The sequence below is a fragment of the Natrinema ejinorense genome (assembly GCF_002494345.1).
Taxonomy (GTDB): Archaea; Halobacteriota; Halobacteria; order Halobacteriales; family Natrialbaceae; genus Natrinema; species Natrinema longum.
Map to the genome: position 1 here is coordinate 709,976 of NZ_NXNI01000001.1, position 18,383 is coordinate 728,358.

Sequence of the window (18,383 nt, forward strand, 5' to 3'; positions counted from 1 at the left end):
CGGCTCAATCAGGCACAATTCACTTGCTGTTCGGTCGTGACGCCCCCAGTATGACCGATCGAAGAACCGGCTCACGGCTGCGATATCCGCGGGTGAGCCCCTGATGCGTGTGCTCGTCGTCGGTGCGGGCGACGTCGGCTCGAACATCGCGGCGAGCCTCGACGACGATCACCACGTGGTCGTGATCGATACGGACCCCGATCGGGTTAGTTCGATCACCTACTCCCACGACGTACTCGCGATGGAGGGTGACGGCACCTCGATCGAGACGCTCAGGGACGCCGGCATCGAGCGCGCGGATATGGTCATCGCGAGCACTGACATCGACGAGACCAACATCGTCGTCTGCGGTGCGGCGAAGGCGGTCAGCGATCCGTTCACGATCGCTCGGGTCAGGAAGACGACGTTGTTCGGGACCTGGACGCAGTCCAAGGGGGCGTTCGGCGTCGATTTCATGGTCAGCACTAACCTGCAGACCGCCGAGACGATCGTCCGGATCGCCGGCCTTCCCGGGGCACACGACGTCGAAACGTTCGCCGACGGGCTGGTTCGGATGGCCGAGTTCGAGATCGGACCCGACAGCCCGATCGCCGGTGAGACGGTCTCCGAAGCCGATCGATTCGAGTCACTGACCTTCGCCGCCCTGCTGCGTGACGACGACGTCATCGTTCCACAGGGCGACACCGAGATCAGGGACGGCGATGCCGTCGTCGTCATCGGCTCCAAGGAGAGCGTCCGCGCGTTCGCGGGTTCGCTATCGCCCGAACCGACGGTCGAGGATGCACGCGAGATCGTCGTCGTCGGCGGGACGGATATCGGCTACCAGGCGGCGCGACTCTTCGAGGCGGAGGGACTCGAGCCGCGACTGGTCGAGCGCGATCCCGGGCGGGCGCGGGAACTGGCCGAGCAGTTGCCGGAGACGCTGGTCCTGGAAAGCGACGCGACGGATATCGACTTTCTCGTCCGGGAACACGTCGACGACTCCGACATCGTCGTGGCAGCCCTGGAGAGCGACGAGAAGAACCTGCTCGTCTCCCTGCTGGCAAAGCGGATCGGCGTCAAACGAACCATCGGGATCGTCGAGTCCGGCGAATACGTCGACCTCTTCGAGACGGTCGGGATCGACGTGGCCGTCAATCCAAGGCTCGTCACCTCCGAAGAGATCACTCGATTCACCCGCAAGCAGCGGACCGAAAACGTCGCCATGCTTGAGTCCGATCGCGCGGAGGTCCTCGAGATCGAGGTCGACGCCGAGAGCGTCCTCTTCGAGCGGCGAATTCAGGACGCGATGGCCGGCCTACCCGCCGCCGTGGTCGTCGGCGCGATCAGTCGCGACGGCGAGTTGATTACCCCGCGCGGCGAGACGATAGTCGAAGCCGGCGACCACGTGGTCATCTTCGTCGATACCGACGTGCTGGAGACGGTAATCGAGGCGTTGTGACCGTTATGCGTTCGATATTTGCTCGGCGGTTTCGATCCCGTTCCGGAGCGCTGCGTGGAGTCGCGCCTCGCCGGCAACCCAGTCGCCGAGACAGTACAGCCCCGCCGCCCGAGCGCGCTGCAGGGGGGCCTCGGGGACGCCGGCCTCGGGTAACGCGTACCGCCACCCCTGGTGGTCGGTCCAGTCGGGGTCGCGCAGGCGCCGGTCGTCGAGGAGGTCGGCGGTCAGCGCCGCGAGGCGCTCTCCGTTCGCTGCCGGCGGTTCGTCGTACCGATCGACAGACCACTCGTGGTTGGCCTGGACGATCAGCAGCGACTCGCCGTCAGGGACGTGGCCGGGTTTGCACTCCTCGCGGCCGATCCAGCCGATTTCGTGGTCTTTGTCGGTGTTCACGAGCGCGTAGTAGGGTCGATCGAGTTCGAAGGGATAGTGAAAGACCCCGGTCCAGACCGTCCGATAGGGAACCCCCTCGACGGCCTCGGCAAGGGAATCGCGTTCGTCGGCGTCCCAGTCGGCTGAGCGGAGGAGTTCGGCGGTCTGTGGTGCTGGCGGGTTCAAGAGGAGCGTCTCGAACGGGCCCCAGCGGGTCCCGTCGGTGTCCTCGAGGTGCCAGACGCCGCCCTCGCCCTCGGCGGTTCGGTGCAGCGTCTCGATCCGGGTCTCCCGGTGGATGGTCGCGTCGGTTCGATCGAACAGCCGTTTCGCGATCTGTGTCAATCCCTGTCGGTAGGTCCACTTGTGCCCGTGGCGGTCGTCACCCGGCGAAACGTCGCCGTCCCGGTCGAACGTCCACACCGGGTCGGCGATGTCGACCAGCCCGTCAGCGTCGACGGTTTCGGTCAACAGGTCGACGACCCGTTCGTCGTCGGACGTGACGTAGTTTGCACCGTAGTCGTAGACGACGTCGTCCCGACGCCTCGTCGCGGCCCGCCCGCAGAGCCCGCGTGATTTCTCGAGGACCGTAATCTCCGTCTCGGTCGCCGTTCTCTCGAGCCGCTCGGTTGCGGCCGCGGCGGCCGCTCCCGCGCCGACGATTCCGATTCGTTCCATAGTCGAGGTTCGGACTCGAGCCTTGAAATATCGTGGTTCGAATCAGCCGATTTCCCCGCTCGCTCCGGGTATGACCTCAACGCAGAAAGTTCCCGATCCAGCGATACGGGAGGGGGAGCCGGAGGTACCGTTTCTGTTGGGCTTGCACCCAGCCGATGGTCGTGAGTGAGCCGGCGATCAGCGGCGCGATCGATGCGGTCCCGGCGATGAAGACGTTGCTGCCGACGATCGCGACGGTCGTCGCGGCCCCGGCGAGAGCGTAGGTGCGCGTGTATCGAACGTCGGTCCCGCGCCGCCAGGCGATGCCAAAGAGGACTGACCCGACTCCGAACAACGCGACGAGAAACGCCGTATGCAGCCAGTAGCCGACGTTGGGTTCGATCACGGTAAAGGCCAGTGTGGCAGCCGTGCTCCCGGGAATCTCCCAGTACAGCGCGTGCGCCGGGTTGGTTATCGCGAGCGCGATCTCGAGGCCGGCCAGCAGTGCGACGAGCCGATAGACCGTCCGTTGTGCGGGAAGCGCCGGCGTGCTGCTGGCCGTGCTGGCGAACAACAACCATCCCAGCCCGGCCAAGACGGCACCCAGCGTCGCGATACTGAAGAAGAACCCTTTCACGACCGGGCTCGGATCGAGGACCTGTGCGGCAAACAAGCCGTTCCAGACCGCGACGCCCATGAGAAACAGAATGTACGAGAGGCCGTTGTCGCGGTCCCGGTAGGCGATCGCGGTCGCCAGATATGGATAGGTCGTCAGGACGACGAGCACAGCCCCAGTTGCGAGCACCACGGGCGTCAACTGGGTAGTGTTCATACACCCACTCTCAGTCGAATTGACTTGTATATTCTGGCAGATGGCTGGGGAATTCGAGGGCCGGCCCGAAGCCGGCGGCCCACGCGAGTCGATCGATCGAACGGCTTTTGCAACGTCGGCAGGTAGGAGTGGCCGATGGACGTACTGATCGTCGGTGCGGGCGCGATGGGACGGTGGTTCGGGGCGGCGATCGACGCCCGAATCGCGTTCGCCGACATCGACCGGGACGCGGCGGCCGCCGCAGCCGAGTCGGTGGGCGGCGACAGCGCCGATCTCGAGGGCGAGACGGCCTACGACGTCGTCTGCCTCGCGGTGCCGATGACCCACGTGACCGACGCGATCAGCGAGCAAGCCGGGCGGGCACGACAGGCGATCGTCGACGTCTCGGGCGTGATGGAGCCCGCAATCGCCGCCATGGAGCGACACGCGCCGGCCCTCGAACGGGTGAGTCTGCACCCGCTTTTCGCACCCGAACGGGCACCCGGATCGATCGCGGTCGTTCGCGATCAGTCGGGGCCGGTCACCGACGAGTTGCTGGCTCGACTCGAGGCTCGAGGGAACGGGTTGCTCGAGACGACGGCCGCGGAGCACGACGAGGCCATGGAGACGGTCCAGGCGGCGACCCACGCCGCGGTCCTTTCGTTTGCGCTCGCGGCGGAGTCGGTGCCGGAGGGGTTCGAGACGCCGATATACGAGGGGTTGCGACGGCTCGCCCGGCAAGTGACCGGCGGCACGCCGCGGGTGTACGCCGACATTCAGACGACGTTCGACGGTGCCGACGCGGTCGCCGACGCCGCAGCCGAGATCGCGGCCGCCGACGCCGACGAACTCGAGGCGCTGTATCGGGAGGCGGCGGCGACCTGGCACGCGGGAAGCGGGGACCGACGCGACGACGAGACCCAGGGTGATTCGGAATGAGCGATCAACGCGAATCGATCCGATCGAACGCGAAGTATCTCCGTCACGTCCGACCGATCGATCCCGACGAGATCTGCGAGTACGTCGAGGGGAGCCCCCATCCCGCCGTCGTCCGCCAACACCTCCGAGAGGACGCCGCGGCCCTCGGGCTGATCGAGCGCGACGACGGCACGTTCGTTCCGGTCGACGACGAGCCGGTTTCGCCCCGTCGGGGGCCGGTCGAGCGATTCCCCGCCCCCTACGAGCGACGACTCGAGGACGTACTCGCCGACCGGTACGGCCCGAACTGGGAGGCGGGTGCCTCCGGTGACCTCCTTCGGTCGACGATCCGCCGGTTCAAGGCCGACTATCTCGACGGCCACTCCGTCGAATACGACGCGGACGTCGCGGCCGGCTACGCGATCTACCACCTACCGGGCTATTACGCGGCGATCCAGTACGTGCTCGACGACCTGGCGGATCGCGGACTGCTCGGTCGGACCCTCCGCGTGCTCGATATCGGTGCCGGTGTCGGGGGTCCCGCGCTGGGGCTGTGTGATTACCTCCCCGACGATGCCTTGCTCGAGTACCACGCGATCGAGCCCAGCGCCGCCGGGGACGTACTCGAGGAACTGCTCGCGGAGACGGGACGGAACGTCCACCCGACGATTCACCGGACGACTGTGGAGGAATTCGACCCCGAATCGGCCGTCAGTGGGACCGACTCGGCCGACGGGTTCGAGCCGACCGCGCCCGACGACGGGTTCGATCTCGTCCTCGCCTGTAACGTCCTGAGCGAACTCGACGACCCGGTTTCAGTCGGTCGATCCGCCCTCGAAGCGCTGGCTCCCGATGGCACCGTCCTCGCAATGGCCCCTGCGGACAAGAACACCAGCGTCGGACTGCGCGAGGTCGAACGCGAACTCGAGGGGGAACGCCGCTGGGCACGTGCGGCCGTCGACTTCGATGCGGCCGCCGCCGGGGACGCCGAGCGGTACCGACGCGGCGAGGTGACGGTCTACGGGCCCACCGTTCGGCTCTGGCCCGGCGAAACGCCCGCCGATCGGGGCTGGTCGTTCGACGTGCGGCCCGACCTCGAGGTGCCGACGTTCCAGCGCCGCCTCGACGAGGCGACGCCGGACGGCGACGACGACCACGCGCCCGGCGAGTTCGTCAACGTCGACGTCCAGTTTTCCTATTCGCTGCTCCGGCTCGATGGCCGACGGCGGATCGACATGGCCCTCGGGACGAACGAGTGGGCGAAGATGGCCGAGATGGAGCGCCACGTCACCGAGCGGATCGACCTCGTCGCGGCGAAGCTCAGCCGATCGCTGAGCGACGGCGACGGGAACGGCGATCGCGGGAGCGGGCGGTCGAACCCCCTGTTCAAGATCAGCGACGGCAGCGAGGACACCGACCACTACGCCGTCGTCACGAACGAAACCGCGCTCAACCGACCGCTGCTCGAGGCCGACTACGGCGACGTCTGTTCGTTCGAGGGGGCCCTCGCGCTCTGGAACGACGACGAGGGCGCCTACAATCTGGTCGTCGACGAGGAGACGATCGTCGACCGGATCGCCTGAATAGCGTCCGGAAGCGGTGGGCTTTTCGCGCCGCCGGCCAACCGACACGACATGAGCGACGACCTCGAGATCCTGTTGACAAACGACGACGGGATCGACAGCACCGGTATCAGGGCACTGCACGACGCCCTCTCCGAGCACGCCAACGTGACCGTCGTCGCTCCGGCCGACGACCGGAGCGCCTGTGGCCGCTCGCTCTCCCACGAGGTCCAGGTCGACGAACGCGAGCTAGGGTATGCAGTCCACGGAACGCCAGCCGACTGCGTCGTCGCCGGCCTCGCCGAACTCGGCCCCTTCCCCGACCTCGTCGTTGCGGGCTGTAACAAGGGCGCGAACCTCGGGGAGTACGTCCTCGGTCGGTCGGGGACGATCAGCGCGGCCGTCGAGGCCGCCTTCTTCGACGTTCCCGCGATCGCGACGTCGCTGTACGTTCCCGTCGACGACACCCCCTTCCAGGAGATCGATGTCACGGCCGACGAGTACGCCGAAGCGGCCCGCGTAACGTCGTATTTCGCCGAACACGCGCTCGAGGCCGGTGTCTTCGAGCACGCGGCCTATCTCAACATCAACGTCCCGCTCCCGGACGGCGAGCCCGCTCCGATCGAGATCACGCAGCCCTCGAAACGCTACGAGATGGACGCCGAGCGTGACGGCGCTCACGTCACGCTCCACGACCGCGTCTGGGACGACATGGATCCCGACTCGCTTCCCGATGCAGCGGGAACGGACCGCCGTGCCGTCGTCGAGGGTCGTATCAGCGTCTCACCGCTGACGGCACCACATTCGACGAACCACCACGAGGTACTCACCGAACTCGCCGACGGGTACCTCGAGACGGTCGCGTCGGGCGACCGCTGACGACCGTTCCGACTCGAGTCGCGGTCTGTCTCCGCGGAAATCGGAGACTACCGCAGTATCGGACGGTTGGCAACTCTCGATCGCTCGGTCAGCGGTGGTCGACGGGTCTGTCGATCGCCGGACGTGATGACTGACTTGCGGGTCGCAAGGTGGCCGCTATTCGATGACGGTACCGTCAGGATAATCACAACGTAACCGGTGGAACCCAATCATGTATTATAGTAAACATAAAATCAAGGTAGGTGGGCGTTCAAGCTGTGGTAGTTCCAATGGAGCGTGATCAATAGATGGTATTCAATACACTCTGGACCCGCATTTCGTCTCTCTGGAGCAGTTCGGGCGAGGACTCCCGTTCGGGTGAGTCCGCGGCGACATCGAGCGAGGAATCGAGCGAGCAAACGGACGACGAGACGTTAAGCTACGCCGAAGAGATCGAGTACGGCGTCGACGAACGCGAACTCCCCGACGAGGACAAGATTCTTCGATTACTCGTCAAACGCGGCGGCCGCGTCGACCAATCGACCGTCCGCGAGGAAACCGGCTGGTCCCAGGATCGCCTCGAGGAGGTCATCGACCGCATGGAAGACGACGATCAGATCAGCGCGATCACCGTCGGTCGCAAACGCGTAATCTGTCGGCGCGGGTTCGAACCCAACGGCTATCGCGGCCACCTCAACGAGTAACGCTCCGGCCAAGCGCCGCGACGGTCTCGCTATTCGACGCTCGGAATCCCGTCAGGGGAGCCGACTGCGGTTTCCGTTCTGCCACGCCCGTCGTCGAGTCGCGTCCGCGTGCCGCCGACGGGAAGTGTGTCCCTCCTCGGAACGATCGCCTGCGCCCGGCTGTCGGACTCGGTTGCCCGTCGTGACGGGTCGGCTGACGTGACCATCATATTTATGGAAGCGAGTTGTGAAGCCAGCTAGCATGCCTTCAGACGAGTTCCTCGATGGAGAATCGCTCACTGGACGACAAGCAGCGGTCATCTTTGCGGGATTTCTCAGTTTCATTCTCCTCTCCGGCCTCGCGCTGGTCCTCTTCAGAGGGCTGTTCTGACGGTCGGCTACCGGCGGGTTCCTGCGCTCTCGGGATCGGTCTCCCGGTCGCAGTTTCCGGTCAGTCTCGAGTCGAAAACGCGTTCAAGTTCGACTGCAAGCCGGCCGCGAGCGCCGATTTGCGCCGCAATCGTGCCTCCGAGACCGGCAACTGCGTCGCGATCGTCGACACGGCCTCGTGGAAGGTCTCGGCTTCGCCGTACTCGCCGGCGAGCGACCGTCGGTCGCCGCCGGGAGGGCCGTCGAACGCGTTGCGGACGCTCTCGCGGACCTGCCAGACGCCGACCGGAGCCCAGTAGTCGTCGGACACCTCGCGCAAGACGAGACACTTCGCCTGCCGACCGATCGACTCGAGGTGCTCGAGGACGCCCAGTCGGGCGGCGTAGTACGCCCCCGCGGTCTCTTCGACGTAACTCGAGCGCCCCTCGTACCCCTCCGCGGCGCTCGCCATCCAGACGTCGTCGTGGGGGTCGGGGTTCCAGATGCTGCCCGGTGCTTTCATCTCGACGAGCTCGAACTCCCAGTTACCGGGCGTGAGAACGATCCAGTAGCGGTTGCCGACGTACTCGTTGGCCCAGACCTGCACCTCGTCGATGCTGGGCGCGTTGTGGATGCGACCGCGCAGGAACTTGCCGATCGCGTCGTCCACCGCGGTGATCGACCACCGCGTGGGTACCAGCCGGCGCTGTTTGGTCTGCCCGAGCGCGCCCGCCGAGAGGATCGAGTTGATATCGTAGATGTCGAATCCACGCCGGTAGAGGTAGGTCATCGCCCCCTCCGCCCGCCAGTCGTCGTCCTCCAGGGTCTTCTTGATCGGGCGGGGAACGTAGGGGTTCTCCCGCAACTCCGCGTTGCTGGCAGTGGCCCGAGGCCCACGCGGCGTCGCCACGTCCGTTCCCGCATCGAGCCCGAGGTCCGGTTTGCCGTCCAGCCCGATCTCGAGGTCGACCGGCCGATCGGCGATGGCGACCTCGCGTTGGACGCCGACGAAGCCGTCCCAGACGTCGTCGACGTTCGGCGTCAGCCGACTCGCGATGGACGGCGACTCGACGTTCGCACGCTTGCTCGAGTTCAGGAGACCGGTCCGCCGCTGGAGCACGTCGTCGATGGCGTACCCCTGCTGGTACCAGTCGCCGTCGGTGACGTAGTCCTCGGCGGCGGCCTCGTCGCCGACCGGCGAGAGCAGTCCCACGGGAATGTCGGGATAGTTCGACCGGCCGACGAAAATCGAGGGCGAGGTCGAGCCGACGAGCGTGTCGCCACTCAGGGCGTCGTCGAACTGGCGTTCGAACTCCTCGAGGTGATCCGTAATCGCGTAGGACTTCTCCTTGGCGAGGCGTCGACGCTCGGCTTCCGCGTCGGGTTCCAAGTCCTCGATGTAGTCGTCGAGGCGCATTCATCGATACCACGCGGGGCACGGCTTTGAATGTTGAGTTCTGGAGGGCCGACGACCGTCAGTCACCGACCGGGGAAGATGTCAGAGGCAGAGGTTCGGGTGGGCGTCGGATCACCGAACCTCACTCCTTCGTTCGTACCGGGTGGTAAAATACCCGTCAGCGCGTTTTCAGAGTCGGAAAACGCGGTGGCGCGCCGCCGCTGACTGTCCATAGCCACGCGACGCTCGAGGCGTGTCCGCTGCCGCCACGTGCACCATTATACGTCCCTGGTACGTTCTCGCAACCAGTATGCGTGCTGTCCGTCTTCACGAACACGGCGACGCGGATGTACTGCAGGTAGACGAAATCGACCGCCCGGAGCCCGCCGAGGACGAACTCCTGGTCGAGGTCGCGGCTGCGGGGGTCAACCCCGTCGATACCTACTTTCGGGACGGATCGTACGAACCGGTCGCCGTTCCCTTCACGCCGGGCGTCGATTTCGCGGGCGTCGTCGCGGACACCGGAGCGGCCGTCGACGACTTCGAGGACGGCGACCGCGTCTACGGTACCGGGATCGGAAACGCCTCCTCGCAGGGATCCTACGCCGAGTACGCGACGGTCCCGACCGATCGGGTCGTCGAACTCCCCGCCGACGCCGACCTGACCGAAGCGGGGGCCGCGGGCGTCGCGGCCGTCACCGCCTGGCGCGCGCTGATCGATCACGCCGACCTCGAGCCCGCCGAGTACTGCCTGATCCACGGGGGGTCGGGCGGGGTCGGGCACGCCGCCGTCCAGATCGGTGCTGCCGTGAGCGGCCGGGTGATCACGACGGCCGCCGAGGAGTACCACGAGACGCTGGTCGATCGAGGGGCGGAAACCGTCCTCGACTACGCCCGCGACGATCTCGCGGACGCCGTTCTCGAGGCGTCGGACGGCGGCGTCGACGTCGTCCTCGATCACCGGCTCGACGACTATCTACAGTTCGATGCGGACGTCGCCGCGCTGGGCGCTCGCGTGGTCGGCATCGGGGAGCGAAGCCCCGATCCGGGCTTCACGAACGACGGTGCCGCCCGGTCGAAGGACGTCTCCTACCAGTTCATGAGCATGTTCAACACGCCGGACCTGCGCGTTCCCCTCCGGGGGATCGGCCACCTCCTGACCGACGCGGTTTCGATCGACATCGCGCGGACGTACGACCTCGAGGAAGCCGCCGACGCACAGCGTGCTGTCATGGACGATAGCTTCCTCGGAAAACTCGTCATCGAGCCCTAACGATCGTCGGGCCGTGGCCGATCTACCGCGATCACTTTTATATGGGTTCGGAAACCGCGTTCTGTCGATCGAGCAGCGCCCGTCCGCGATCGCGGAGCGTGACCGTTTCCGTCTCGGTTGCGTAATCGACGACGTCCGCGTTCGCCAACTTCGGGATGTGAGTGTGGTGCAGCGAGATGCTGACGGCCCGTCGGTCCCTCGAGGAGACATCGGCATGGTCCGAAATTACGTTCGGCTCCGTGCGCGTCTCTCGAGTCGCGATCTCGACTGCGAGCTCCGTGAGCGTCGCGGACCCACCGACCTCCTCGAGGTATTCCAACACTGCGCGCCGTCGCCGATTCGCCAACAGATCCAGTGCCGTCTCTACGGCGTCGGCACGCTCACCGAACGTCGTGAGGCTTTCGGGTGAATTCAGTAGCGGGATCATACACCCGGTAGGCCCCGGTTCGTATATATACAGCGTGTGAGTGAGATCGAAACACTACGTTCCGTTGGCACTATCGGGGATCGTCGCGTCGACCACCTCTCCCGTGCGATACCGCGACACGAGGGCAAAACGGGGACGCGTCGTACGGGCTGGTGTCCGTCGTTGACGGCGCAACCGCGACCCGTCTTGGGGTTGGACCGGGGCATCGGGCAGGAGACCGTCTCAGGACAACTCGGCGACTGCTTCCATCGTCGTCCGCTTGTCTTCCTCGGTCATTCCGTTGACGAAGCCGACGCGAACGGCGTCGACACCCTCGATTTCGCTGTATTCTTCGACCCACTCGCGGACTTCCTCGGGAGTCCCCGCGGGAGCCAGTTCGTCGAGCACGTCTTCGGGCAAGGCCGCGGCCATCGCGTCGGTATCCCGTTCCTCCCAGGCGGCCCGGATCTCGTCGACGACGTCGGGATAGCCCTGCTCGGCGACCGAGTTCCCGTAATACGGGCCGTAGGCCCCGAGCAGGAAGGCGATAGTGCTGCGGGCCTTCTCGCGTGCTACTTCGCGGTCCTCCGAGGCGATCCCGCGGACGATCGGGGCCACTCGCAGCTCCGAGAGGTCTTTTCCGCCGAGTTCGGCGCCGCGTTCCAGGTCCTCGAGTCGATCCCGGAGCCCGTCTCGCGTGAACAGCTGCGGTGCCCAGCCGTCACCGAAGCGACCGGCCATCTCGGTGGCCTTGGGCCCGAGCGTGCCGACATCGATCGGCGGCGGGTTCTCGCTGGGTCCCCGTTCGTATCCCAGACCGGGGATCTCGAAGATCTCGCCGTCGTAGGCGGGGTTGCCCTCCTCGTAGACCGCGCGCATGATCTCGATCACCTCGCGCGTGCGGCGAAGCGGCCGGTCGAACTCCTGGCCGTGCCAGCGTTCCGTGATCGCGGGCGAACTCGGGCCGATGCCGAACCGGAACCGACCGTCGGCGGCCGCCTGCATCGTCAGCGCGGTCTGGGCGAGCATCGCCGGCGTCCGCCCGTACGGCGAGATGACGTCGTTGGAGATCCCGAGGTCCTCGGTCCGGTCGGCGGCCAGCGTCAGCGGCGGCACGATGTTCCAGCCCGTCGTCTCTCCGACCGTGATCCGGTCGAAGCCCAGGTCCTCCGCCTGCACGGCCCGGTCGGCGACGCCCTGTGGCCGCTCGTAGTCACCGAGTCTGACCAGCAGATCCAGTTCGGCGTTCACAGTGCTCCCCTCCGCGTCGGCGCTCGAGTCGCGTCTTGACGTATCATCATCCTTGACCGCGTCACGCACTCACATAAAATTGTAGCGTTTCCGTCCAGTCACGGATTCGGAGACGAACCGATCGGTCGCGAACTCGTCTCACTGGGTTCCCAGTCGACGGGTCAGGGTTCGCCTTCGATCGTCCAGTCCTCGCGAAGCAGTCCGTACTGGATCGTATCGATGTACTCGCCGTCGACGAATCGGTCCTTTCGGATCCGGCCTTCCTCCTCGAACCCGAGCGATTCGAGCAACCCACGAGAGGCGTCGTTGAAGTCGTACGCCACCGCACCGATGGCCGGCGTATCGTACGTTCGGAAGACGTAGTCGACGACCAGCGAGACGGCTTCGCTCCCGAACCCCTCGCCGTGGACCGCTGGGACGAGCCAGTAGCCGAGTTCGGGACGCCGCCAGTCGGCGTCCGCCACGGAGACGACGCCGATCGGTCGGACGTCGTCGGCATCCGTCGGCTGTCCGGGACCAGCACACTCGTCGTCGAGACAGACGAGGAACCGATCCGTGTCGTCGTCCTCGAGCAACTCCTCGAGGGTCGACTCGTTCCGTACCGGCGTTCCCAGCGGGTAGCGAAGCTCGGGATTCGCTGAGGCCCGCTGTAGAAAGCCGATGTCCTCGCGCTCGACCGTTCGGAGCGTCACTCGAGGACCGTTCGTAATTCGGGCTCCCGGCACACTCGCTGCCGACGGGAGTAATCGACATATGTTTTCTGCACTGAACGATGCGTGGAGAACAGTACCTGCGGCTGCCCTCGAGTGATGGGCAGGGTCACGAACTCGTCGGATCCCCCCGCTCGTTGCCCTCGAGAATCTCCGTACAGAGCCGCCGGGCCGCCTCAAGGTGTTCGCGAGCCTCGTCGTGGGCCGGTTCGTCGGCTTCGGAGAGGAGGTCGCTGACCGTCTCGACGCGCTCGCGAACGATGTCGGCCTCGAGGTCGCTCGTCGCGGCGTCGCGAGCGACCGCTTCGGCCTCGCCGAGCCAGCGGCTCGTCGCTCGCTCGAGGGGCAGTTCGGCGGTCGCCTCGAGGTGGCGGGAAAGCGAGCGGGTTCGGTCTTCGAGGGATGTCGACGCGTCACTGTCGGACGGAGCGGGGGAGGAGTCGTCGGTCACAGTCGGACGTTCGGTCGCGAGCACCGTGATGGTTTCCGCTATCGACCCCGTCCAGAGCGCCCGTCGTTCCGCCACCGTTCGAACTGGTGGGAAACGTTGATACTGGTCGTGACTAACGTGGTCCTATGACACATGATTGTTCGTTCCTCGAGGACCTCGACCTCGCGGACGAGCAGCTATCGTTCGCGGACGGGCGACGGGAATCACACGCGGCCGACTGGGGGACGGAACACAACGACGGCGACGGCGTCGTTCCGGACGCCGTCGTCTGGCCCGAGAGTACCGACGACGTCTCGGCAGTGCTCGCTGCTGCACAGGATCGTGGTGTCCCGGTAACTCCGTACGCTGCGGGGACCGGACTCGAGGGCAACGCCGTCCCGGCTCACGGGGGGATCAGCCTGGATCTCACGCGCATGGACGACGTCGTCGACTACCGGCCCGAGGACTTCCAGATCGACGTCGGCCCGGGGATCATCGGCTCCGACGTCGACGAGTACGTCGCCAGCGATGGGCTGTTCTTTCCGCCCCTGCCCTCTTCGGGCGACATCTCGACGATCGGCGGGATGATCGCGACCGACGCCAGCGGGATGCAGACCGTCCGGTACGGCGAGATCGCCGACTGGGTGCTCGGACTCGAGGCAGTGTTGGCCGACGGGACCGTCATCGAGACGGGATCGCGGGCGATCAAGACCTCGAGTGGCTACAACCTGACCGATCTGCTCGTCGGCAGCGAGGGGACGCTGGCGGTCGTCACCGAGGCGACGTTGGAACTCGCCGGCCGGCCCGAACAGATCCGCGGCGGGCGAGCCATCTTCGAGACGCTCGACGACGCCGCCGAAGCGGTCTTCGACGCGGTCCGGACCGACGTCGGCGTCGCCAAAATCGAACTCGTCGACGGACTGAGCGCGACGATGGCCAACGAGTATCTCGGGAGCGAACTTCCCGACGCGCCGATGGTCTTCCTCGAATTCCACGCCAACCACGGGGTCGACGAGGAGATCGAGCTCTGCCGGACGATCTTCGAGAATCACGACGTCGTCCGCTTCGAGATGAGCGACGACGACAGCGAGATGGACGACCTCTGGCAGGCCCGTCGTGAACTCGCCTACGCCGTCGCGAGCTACGATCCTGACCTCGAGCCGCTCCATCCCGGCGACGTAACGGTCCCGATCAGCTCCTACCCGGAAATGGTACACGAGACGAAGCGGCTCGCCGACGAGTCCGACCTCCTCGTGCCCTGCTTTGGCCACGCAGGCGACGGCAACCTCCACTACAGCGTCCTCGTCGACCCCGACGATCCAGAGCAGGTCGAGCGCGGTGAGGAGCTGTATCGGACCCTCGTCGACCTCGCGATCGAACTCGGCGGAACCGCGACGGGGGAACACGGCATCGGGCAAGGCAAACAGGCCTACCTCGAGCCGGAGCACGGTGCCGGCGCGGTTGAGGCCATGCGGACGATCAAACGAGCGCTGGATCCGTCCGACACGCTCAATCCGGGGAAGATCTTCCCCGAGACGGCCGACGGCGAGCGGATCCGCGACCCCGAGCAATAGGGTTGTACTGGATCACCGGCCGCCGTACGGTGCATGCCGACCGTAACGCAGTTTTTATTGAAGATCCGTGATTCCGATCGGGTACTCACGCACGGGCGGCACATCGACGAGGTTGTAGTTCGCTCGAAACCCGATATCTATGAGACACAGGATTCGCGTCGATGTCCGGTCCAGTTGTAGCCTCGTCGGAACCGTACTGAAGTATCTCTCGTTGACGCTGCTGGTTCCGACCGTCGTCGCGCTGTACTACCGGGAGAGCCCGCTGCCGTTCCTCGTCGCCCTTGCCGTTGCCGTCGCCGTCGGCACTGGGCTCGAGCGTCTCGAACCCGATCCCTCGCTCGAGCACCGCGAGGCGTTCCTCATGGTGGCGCTGACGTGGCTCGTGGTTCCCCTCGTCGGAACGATTCCGTACCTCGTCGCGGGGACGGGAACGATCGCCCATCCCGTCAACGCCTTCTTCGAGAGCATGAGCGGGTTCACGACGACCGGCGCGACGGTCATGGGCGAGATCTCCGTCGAGACGCACTCGCGGTCGATCATGCTGTGGCGACAGCTCACCCAGTGGCTGGGCGGAATGGGGATCCTCGTACTCATGGTCGCGATCCTCTCGGAGCTCTCCGTCGGTGGGACACAGCTCATCCGCGAGGAAGCGCCGGGCATCCAGGTCGAGAAACTGACGCCACGGATCAGGCAGACCGCGCGGGCGCTGTGGCTGATTTACGCCGCGTTCACGCTCGCCGCCGTGGTCGTCTACTACGGGCTCAATATCGTCGGAATGGCTCCGAAAATGACGTTCTACAACGCCGTCGCCCACGCGCTCACGACGCTGCCGACCGGCGGCTTCTCGCCGGAGGGGCGCAGCGTCGAGGCCTTCGAACCGATCGTGCAGTGGGCGTTCATGCCCTTCATGATCATCGCCGGGACGAACTTCGCCCTCTACTGGTACGCCTGGCGCGGCGAGCCCAGGCGCCTGACCGACAACGCCGAGTTTCGGTCGTACATCCTGTCGATGGGGATCGTCGGCGGCCTCCTCTCCCTCCTGTTGTTCCTCGGGGTCGGCCTCGCGACGGTCCCCGAAAACGTCGGTCTGATTCCGGGGAGTCTCGAGCGCTCGCTGCGCCACGGCCTCTTTCAGACGCTCGCGATCGTGACGACGACCGGCTACGCCAGCATGGACTTCAATACGTGGAGCGAATCGACGCAGGTCATCCTCCTGTTCGCGATGTTTCTGGGGGGCTCGGCCGGCTCCGCTGCCGGCTCGATCAAGATCATCCGCTGGTACGTCGTCGGCAAATCGATTCGGCGCGAACTCTTCACGACGATCCACCCACAGGCTGTCCGTCCGGTTCGGATGGGCGGGGTCGGCGACGTCATCGACGAGGAAGCGATCCACAGCATCTTCGTCTTCGTCGTGCTCTTTCTGGCCCTGTTCGTCGTCTCGACCGTCCTGTTGTTCCTCGATGCCTACAGAACTCCCGACCTCTCGCTATCGGCGCTCGAGGCGATCAGCGCCACGATCGCGACGCTCGGAAACGTCGGTCCGGGCGTCGGCGTCGTCGGCCCGATGAACAGCTACGACCCCTTCTCTAGAGCCGCGAAGCTGTACATGATCGTTCTCATGTGGATCGGTCGGCTGGAGATCCTCTCCGTGCTGGTCGTCCTGACGCCGGCGTACTGGCGGTCGTAGCGGCACGCCCGCTTGCAGAGACGCCATTCGTCCGCACCGGAATAGAAGCGACTGCACCGCCCGTCCCACCGCTCCGCGTTCGGATCACTCGACACCGGTGATCTCGAAGCGCACACCGGCCGCCGCGCTCTCGAGCGCCGTGATCTCCCACCCGTGGCGGTCGCAGATATCCGCGACGATCGAGAGGCCGAGTCCCGTCCCGTCGTCGCTCGTCGTGTATCCCGACGTGAAAATCGACGACGGATCCCCCTCGAGTCCGGTTCCCGAGTCTGCGACGTAGAACCCGTCCTCGAGCGCGCCGACAGTAACGGTGAGCCCGCTCTCGTCGTGGCGGGGTTCGGTAGCGTTCCGCGAGCGCGGGTCCGACAGGTCGTGGTCCACAGCGTCCTCGTGGGTGCACGAAGGAGAGTTCCTCGAACCGTGTTCGACGGCATTTCGGAACAGGTTCTCGAGCAACCGGCGGAGCTGGGCCCGGTCCGCTTCCACTACCCGTTCGTCGACGATCGTTAACGTCGCCCCGTCGGTCTCGACCGTCGACCAGGCGTCGCTCGCGACCGCCTCGAGTGCGACCGGGTCGAGTTCGATGGCGACCCGCCCTTGCCGTGTGAGCGTCAATACGTCCTCGATCAGGTGTTCCATGCGTTCGTGTGACTCCGCGATCGTTCGGACGTAATCGGGATCGTACTCCTCCTCGAGGAGTTCGAGATACCCCTTCGAGACCGTCAGCGGGTTCCGCAGGTCGTGGCTAACCACGCCGGCGAACTCGTCTAGTTTGCGGTTCTTGCGCTCGAGTTCGCGTTCCCGTCGGACGCGCTCGGTCACGTCGTGGATGACGACCGTCCACCCGATCGGCCGGCCGCGGCCATCGTCGATCGGCGAGGCCGTGAGGTCGTAGTGGCGGCGATCGGGACCGTTCCCGAGTTCGAACTGGCCGGAGGGGCTGTCGGCGGTGGATTCACCGGCGACAGCATCCACGTCCTCCTCACACCAGGTTTCGACCCGTCCCGCCACCTCACCAGCATCCGCCCGGCTGGCGTCTTCGATCACCGACTCGATATCGACCGCGGGAACGATCGACGCGATCGGCTCGCCGACGAGTCCGTCCCGAGGCCGCCCGAAAAGTGCCTGTGCGGTGGGATTGCTGTCGACGATTCGGCGATCGCCGTCGACGACGAGCACCCCGTCCTCGAGGTTCGCGACGACCTCGCTGCGTGCGATCGGCGCGATCTCGAGGAGGCGGTACCGATAGAGGCCGAACGTGATCGCGAGCCCGGTGACGGTAAACCCCATCGGCGTCGTGCCGATGATCTCGAGCGAGGAGGAAGACACCACGGCCGTCGCCCAGGGCACCGCGATCGCGACGAGCACGACGACCCCCTGCCAGCGGTAGAGGCGTTCGCTTCGCACGACCAGATCGAGGACGAGCACGGACGCGGCCGCGAGACAGATCGTCGCGTATCCGAGGTGGACGAACAGCCCGACGTTCGGCTCCGAGGTTGCGACCGTCGCGGTCGACGCCCACCAGCCGCCGAGCGAGACCGTCTCCTCGAACGCCGATCCCCAGAGGACGCCGGTCCAGTCGTTGATCGCCAACAGCCCCACCATGAGCAGCGGTTCGATCGCGAGCAGGCCCCGCCGGCGACGGGTCAGCCATCGGTCGTTGCCCGTGTACTGCAGCGCGAACACGAGAAACAGGGTCGGAATCGCGGCGGCACACAGCCACTGGACGTCCGCCCAGCGCAGTTTCCAGGCCAGCGTCGTCGATTCGATCTCGAGGACGTGTGCACCCAGCCAGACGGCGACGCTCGCCATGAGTGCGGTCAGCGCCGCCGAGCCGGCGGCTGGACGTGTCCGCCACGCGGCCACTGCAGTGCCGACGGCGACGACGAACGAGAACAACAGGACGATGCTGTAGGGATTGATCTCCCAGCCCATCCGTTCGTAGCTACCCTTGCACCAACGACACCCAAGTGTCTACCGGCCAA

At 66.0% G+C, this 18,383-nt stretch carries 17 protein-coding genes; 9 read left to right on the forward strand and 8 right to left on the reverse strand.

Translation table 11 applies throughout. From position 1 onward, the window contains the following. Nucleotides 1-103 precede the first annotated feature (103 nt). Nucleotides 104-1,441, forward strand: a complete 1,338-nt coding sequence (trkA, locus tag CP557_RS03665) for a Trk system potassium transporter TrkA (protein ID WP_097378656.1) — start codon at nt 104-106, stop codon at nt 1,439-1,441. A 3-nt stretch (nt 1,442-1,444) separates the two neighbouring features. On the opposite strand, the gene CP557_RS03670 is transcribed toward trkA, so the two are convergent. Both CP557_RS03670 and CP557_RS03675 read right to left on the reverse strand, forming a co-directional pair. Continuing rightward, nucleotides 1,445-2,491, reverse strand: coding sequence for an NAD(P)/FAD-dependent oxidoreductase (locus CP557_RS03670; protein ID WP_097378657.1), 1,047 nt, complete (start codon nt 2,489-2,491; stop codon nt 1,445-1,447). Between the two features lie 76 nt (nt 2,492-2,567). Further along, nucleotides 2,568-3,302, reverse strand: coding sequence for a histidine kinase N-terminal 7TM domain-containing protein (locus tag CP557_RS03675; RefSeq protein WP_097378658.1), 735 nt, complete (start codon nt 3,300-3,302; stop codon nt 2,568-2,570). A 135-nt stretch (nt 3,303-3,437) separates the two neighbouring features. Here CP557_RS03675 and CP557_RS03680 point away from each other — a divergent pair, with 135 nt between their 5' ends. The 5 genes from CP557_RS03680 (at nt 3,438) to CP557_RS23225 (ending at nt 7,693) form a co-directional block, all read left to right on the forward strand. Then, a complete protein-coding gene (locus CP557_RS03680; RefSeq protein WP_097378659.1) occupies nt 3,438-4,220 on the forward strand; it encodes a prephenate dehydrogenase/arogenate dehydrogenase family protein in 783 nt (260 codons plus the stop codon). Beyond that, nucleotides 4,217-5,782, forward strand: coding sequence for a small ribosomal subunit Rsm22 family protein (locus CP557_RS03685; RefSeq protein ID WP_097378660.1), 1,566 nt, complete (start codon nt 4,217-4,219; stop codon nt 5,780-5,782). The genes CP557_RS03680 and CP557_RS03685 overlap by 4 nt, the downstream gene beginning before the upstream one ends. Before the next feature lie 51 nt (nt 5,783-5,833). Further along, a complete protein-coding gene (gene surE / locus CP557_RS03690) occupies nt 5,834-6,640 on the forward strand; it encodes a 5'/3'-nucleotidase SurE (RefSeq protein WP_097378661.1) in 807 nt (268 codons plus the stop codon). Between the two features lie 287 nt (nt 6,641-6,927). Then, nucleotides 6,928-7,323, forward strand: coding sequence for a helix-turn-helix transcriptional regulator (locus tag CP557_RS03695; protein WP_097378662.1), 396 nt, complete (start codon nt 6,928-6,930; stop codon nt 7,321-7,323). A 241-nt stretch (nt 7,324-7,564) separates the two neighbouring features. After that, nucleotides 7,565-7,693, forward strand: coding sequence for a hypothetical protein (locus tag CP557_RS23225; protein ID WP_281255544.1), 129 nt, complete (start codon nt 7,565-7,567; stop codon nt 7,691-7,693). Nucleotides 7,694-7,753: 60 nt separating this feature from the next. On the opposite strand, the gene nreA is transcribed toward CP557_RS23225, so the two are convergent. Beyond that, the gene (gene nreA, locus CP557_RS03705; protein WP_097378664.1) at nt 7,754-9,088 is read right to left on the reverse strand and encodes a DNA repair protein NreA; all 1,335 of its coding nucleotides are present in this window, start codon (nt 9,086-9,088) and stop codon (nt 7,754-7,756) included. Between the two features lie 289 nt (nt 9,089-9,377). Here nreA and CP557_RS03710 point away from each other — a divergent pair, with 289 nt between their 5' ends. Continuing rightward, nucleotides 9,378-10,340, forward strand: a complete 963-nt coding sequence (locus tag CP557_RS03710; protein ID WP_097378665.1) for an NADPH:quinone reductase — start codon at nt 9,378-9,380, stop codon at nt 10,338-10,340. Between the two features lie 37 nt (nt 10,341-10,377). Here CP557_RS03710 and CP557_RS03715 read toward each other — a convergent pair whose 3' ends face one another. The 4 genes from CP557_RS03715 to CP557_RS03730 form a co-directional block, all read right to left on the reverse strand. Then, nucleotides 10,378-10,767: a DUF7344 domain-containing protein gene (locus tag CP557_RS03715; RefSeq protein ID WP_097378666.1), complete on the reverse strand. Its 390-nt coding sequence runs from the start codon at nt 10,765-10,767 to the stop codon at nt 10,378-10,380. A gap of 222 nt (nt 10,768-10,989) precedes the next feature. Then, complete coding sequence (locus CP557_RS03720; RefSeq protein WP_097378667.1) at nt 10,990-11,997, reverse strand: TIGR04024 family LLM class F420-dependent oxidoreductase; 1,008 nt, start codon at nt 11,995-11,997, stop codon at nt 10,990-10,992. Nucleotides 11,998-12,158: 161 nt separating this feature from the next. Next, nucleotides 12,159-12,722, reverse strand: coding sequence for a GNAT family N-acetyltransferase (locus tag CP557_RS03725; protein WP_097378668.1), 564 nt, complete (start codon nt 12,720-12,722; stop codon nt 12,159-12,161). Between the two features lie 94 nt (nt 12,723-12,816). Continuing rightward, nucleotides 12,817-13,158 carry a hypothetical protein gene (locus CP557_RS03730; RefSeq protein ID WP_097381518.1) on the reverse strand — a complete coding sequence of 114 codons (342 nt, stop codon included), beginning with the start codon at nt 13,156-13,158 and terminating at the stop codon, nt 12,817-12,819. Nucleotides 13,159-13,283: 125 nt separating this feature from the next. Here CP557_RS03730 and CP557_RS03735 point away from each other — a divergent pair, with 125 nt between their 5' ends. Then, nucleotides 13,284-14,711 carry an FAD-binding oxidoreductase gene (locus CP557_RS03735; protein WP_097378669.1) on the forward strand — a complete coding sequence of 476 codons (1,428 nt, stop codon included), beginning with the start codon at nt 13,284-13,286 and terminating at the stop codon, nt 14,709-14,711. A 139-nt stretch (nt 14,712-14,850) separates the two neighbouring features. Beyond that, complete coding sequence (locus CP557_RS03740; protein WP_097378670.1) at nt 14,851-16,398, forward strand: TrkH family potassium uptake protein; 1,548 nt, start codon at nt 14,851-14,853, stop codon at nt 16,396-16,398. Between the two features lie 84 nt (nt 16,399-16,482). Here CP557_RS03740 and CP557_RS03745 read toward each other — a convergent pair whose 3' ends face one another. After that, nucleotides 16,483-18,333 carry a histidine kinase N-terminal 7TM domain-containing protein gene (locus tag CP557_RS03745; RefSeq protein ID WP_097378671.1) on the reverse strand — a complete coding sequence of 617 codons (1,851 nt, stop codon included), beginning with the start codon at nt 18,331-18,333 and terminating at the stop codon, nt 16,483-16,485. Nucleotides 18,334-18,383: the final 50 nt, after the last annotated feature.

Bases quoted from the DNA above. Each gene is read 5' to 3' on its own strand.
- CP557_RS03745 (WP_097378671.1), bottom strand. From the start codon at position 18,333: ATGGGCTGGGAGATCAATCCCTACAGCATCGTCCTGTTGTTCTCGTTC.
- CP557_RS03735 (WP_097378669.1), top strand. From the start codon at position 13,284: ATGACACATGATTGTTCGTTCCTCGAGGACCTCGACCTCGCGGACGAG.
- CP557_RS03715 (WP_097378666.1), bottom strand. From the start codon at position 10,767: ATGATCCCGCTACTGAATTCACCCGAAAGCCTCACGACGTTCGGTGAG.
- nreA (WP_097378664.1), bottom strand. From the start codon at position 9,088: ATGCGCCTCGACGACTACATCGAGGACTTGGAACCCGACGCGGAAGCC.
- CP557_RS03710 (WP_097378665.1), top strand. From the start codon at position 9,378: ATGCGTGCTGTCCGTCTTCACGAACACGGCGACGCGGATGTACTGCAG.
- CP557_RS23225 (WP_281255544.1), top strand. From the start codon at position 7,565: ATGCCTTCAGACGAGTTCCTCGATGGAGAATCGCTCACTGGACGACAA.
- CP557_RS03675 (WP_097378658.1), bottom strand. From the start codon at position 3,302: ATGAACACTACCCAGTTGACGCCCGTGGTGCTCGCAACTGGGGCTGTG.
- CP557_RS03670 (WP_097378657.1), bottom strand. From the start codon at position 2,491: ATGGAACGAATCGGAATCGTCGGCGCGGGAGCGGCCGCCGCGGCCGCA.
- CP557_RS03680 (WP_097378659.1), top strand. From the start codon at position 3,438: ATGGACGTACTGATCGTCGGTGCGGGCGCGATGGGACGGTGGTTCGGG.
- surE (WP_097378661.1), top strand. From the start codon at position 5,834: ATGAGCGACGACCTCGAGATCCTGTTGACAAACGACGACGGGATCGAC.
- CP557_RS03685 (WP_097378660.1), top strand. From the start codon at position 4,217: ATGAGCGATCAACGCGAATCGATCCGATCGAACGCGAAGTATCTCCGT.
- trkA (WP_097378656.1), top strand. From the start codon at position 104: ATGCGTGTGCTCGTCGTCGGTGCGGGCGACGTCGGCTCGAACATCGCG.
- CP557_RS03695 (WP_097378662.1), top strand. From the start codon at position 6,928: ATGGTATTCAATACACTCTGGACCCGCATTTCGTCTCTCTGGAGCAGT.
- CP557_RS03740 (WP_097378670.1), top strand. From the start codon at position 14,851: ATGAGACACAGGATTCGCGTCGATGTCCGGTCCAGTTGTAGCCTCGTC.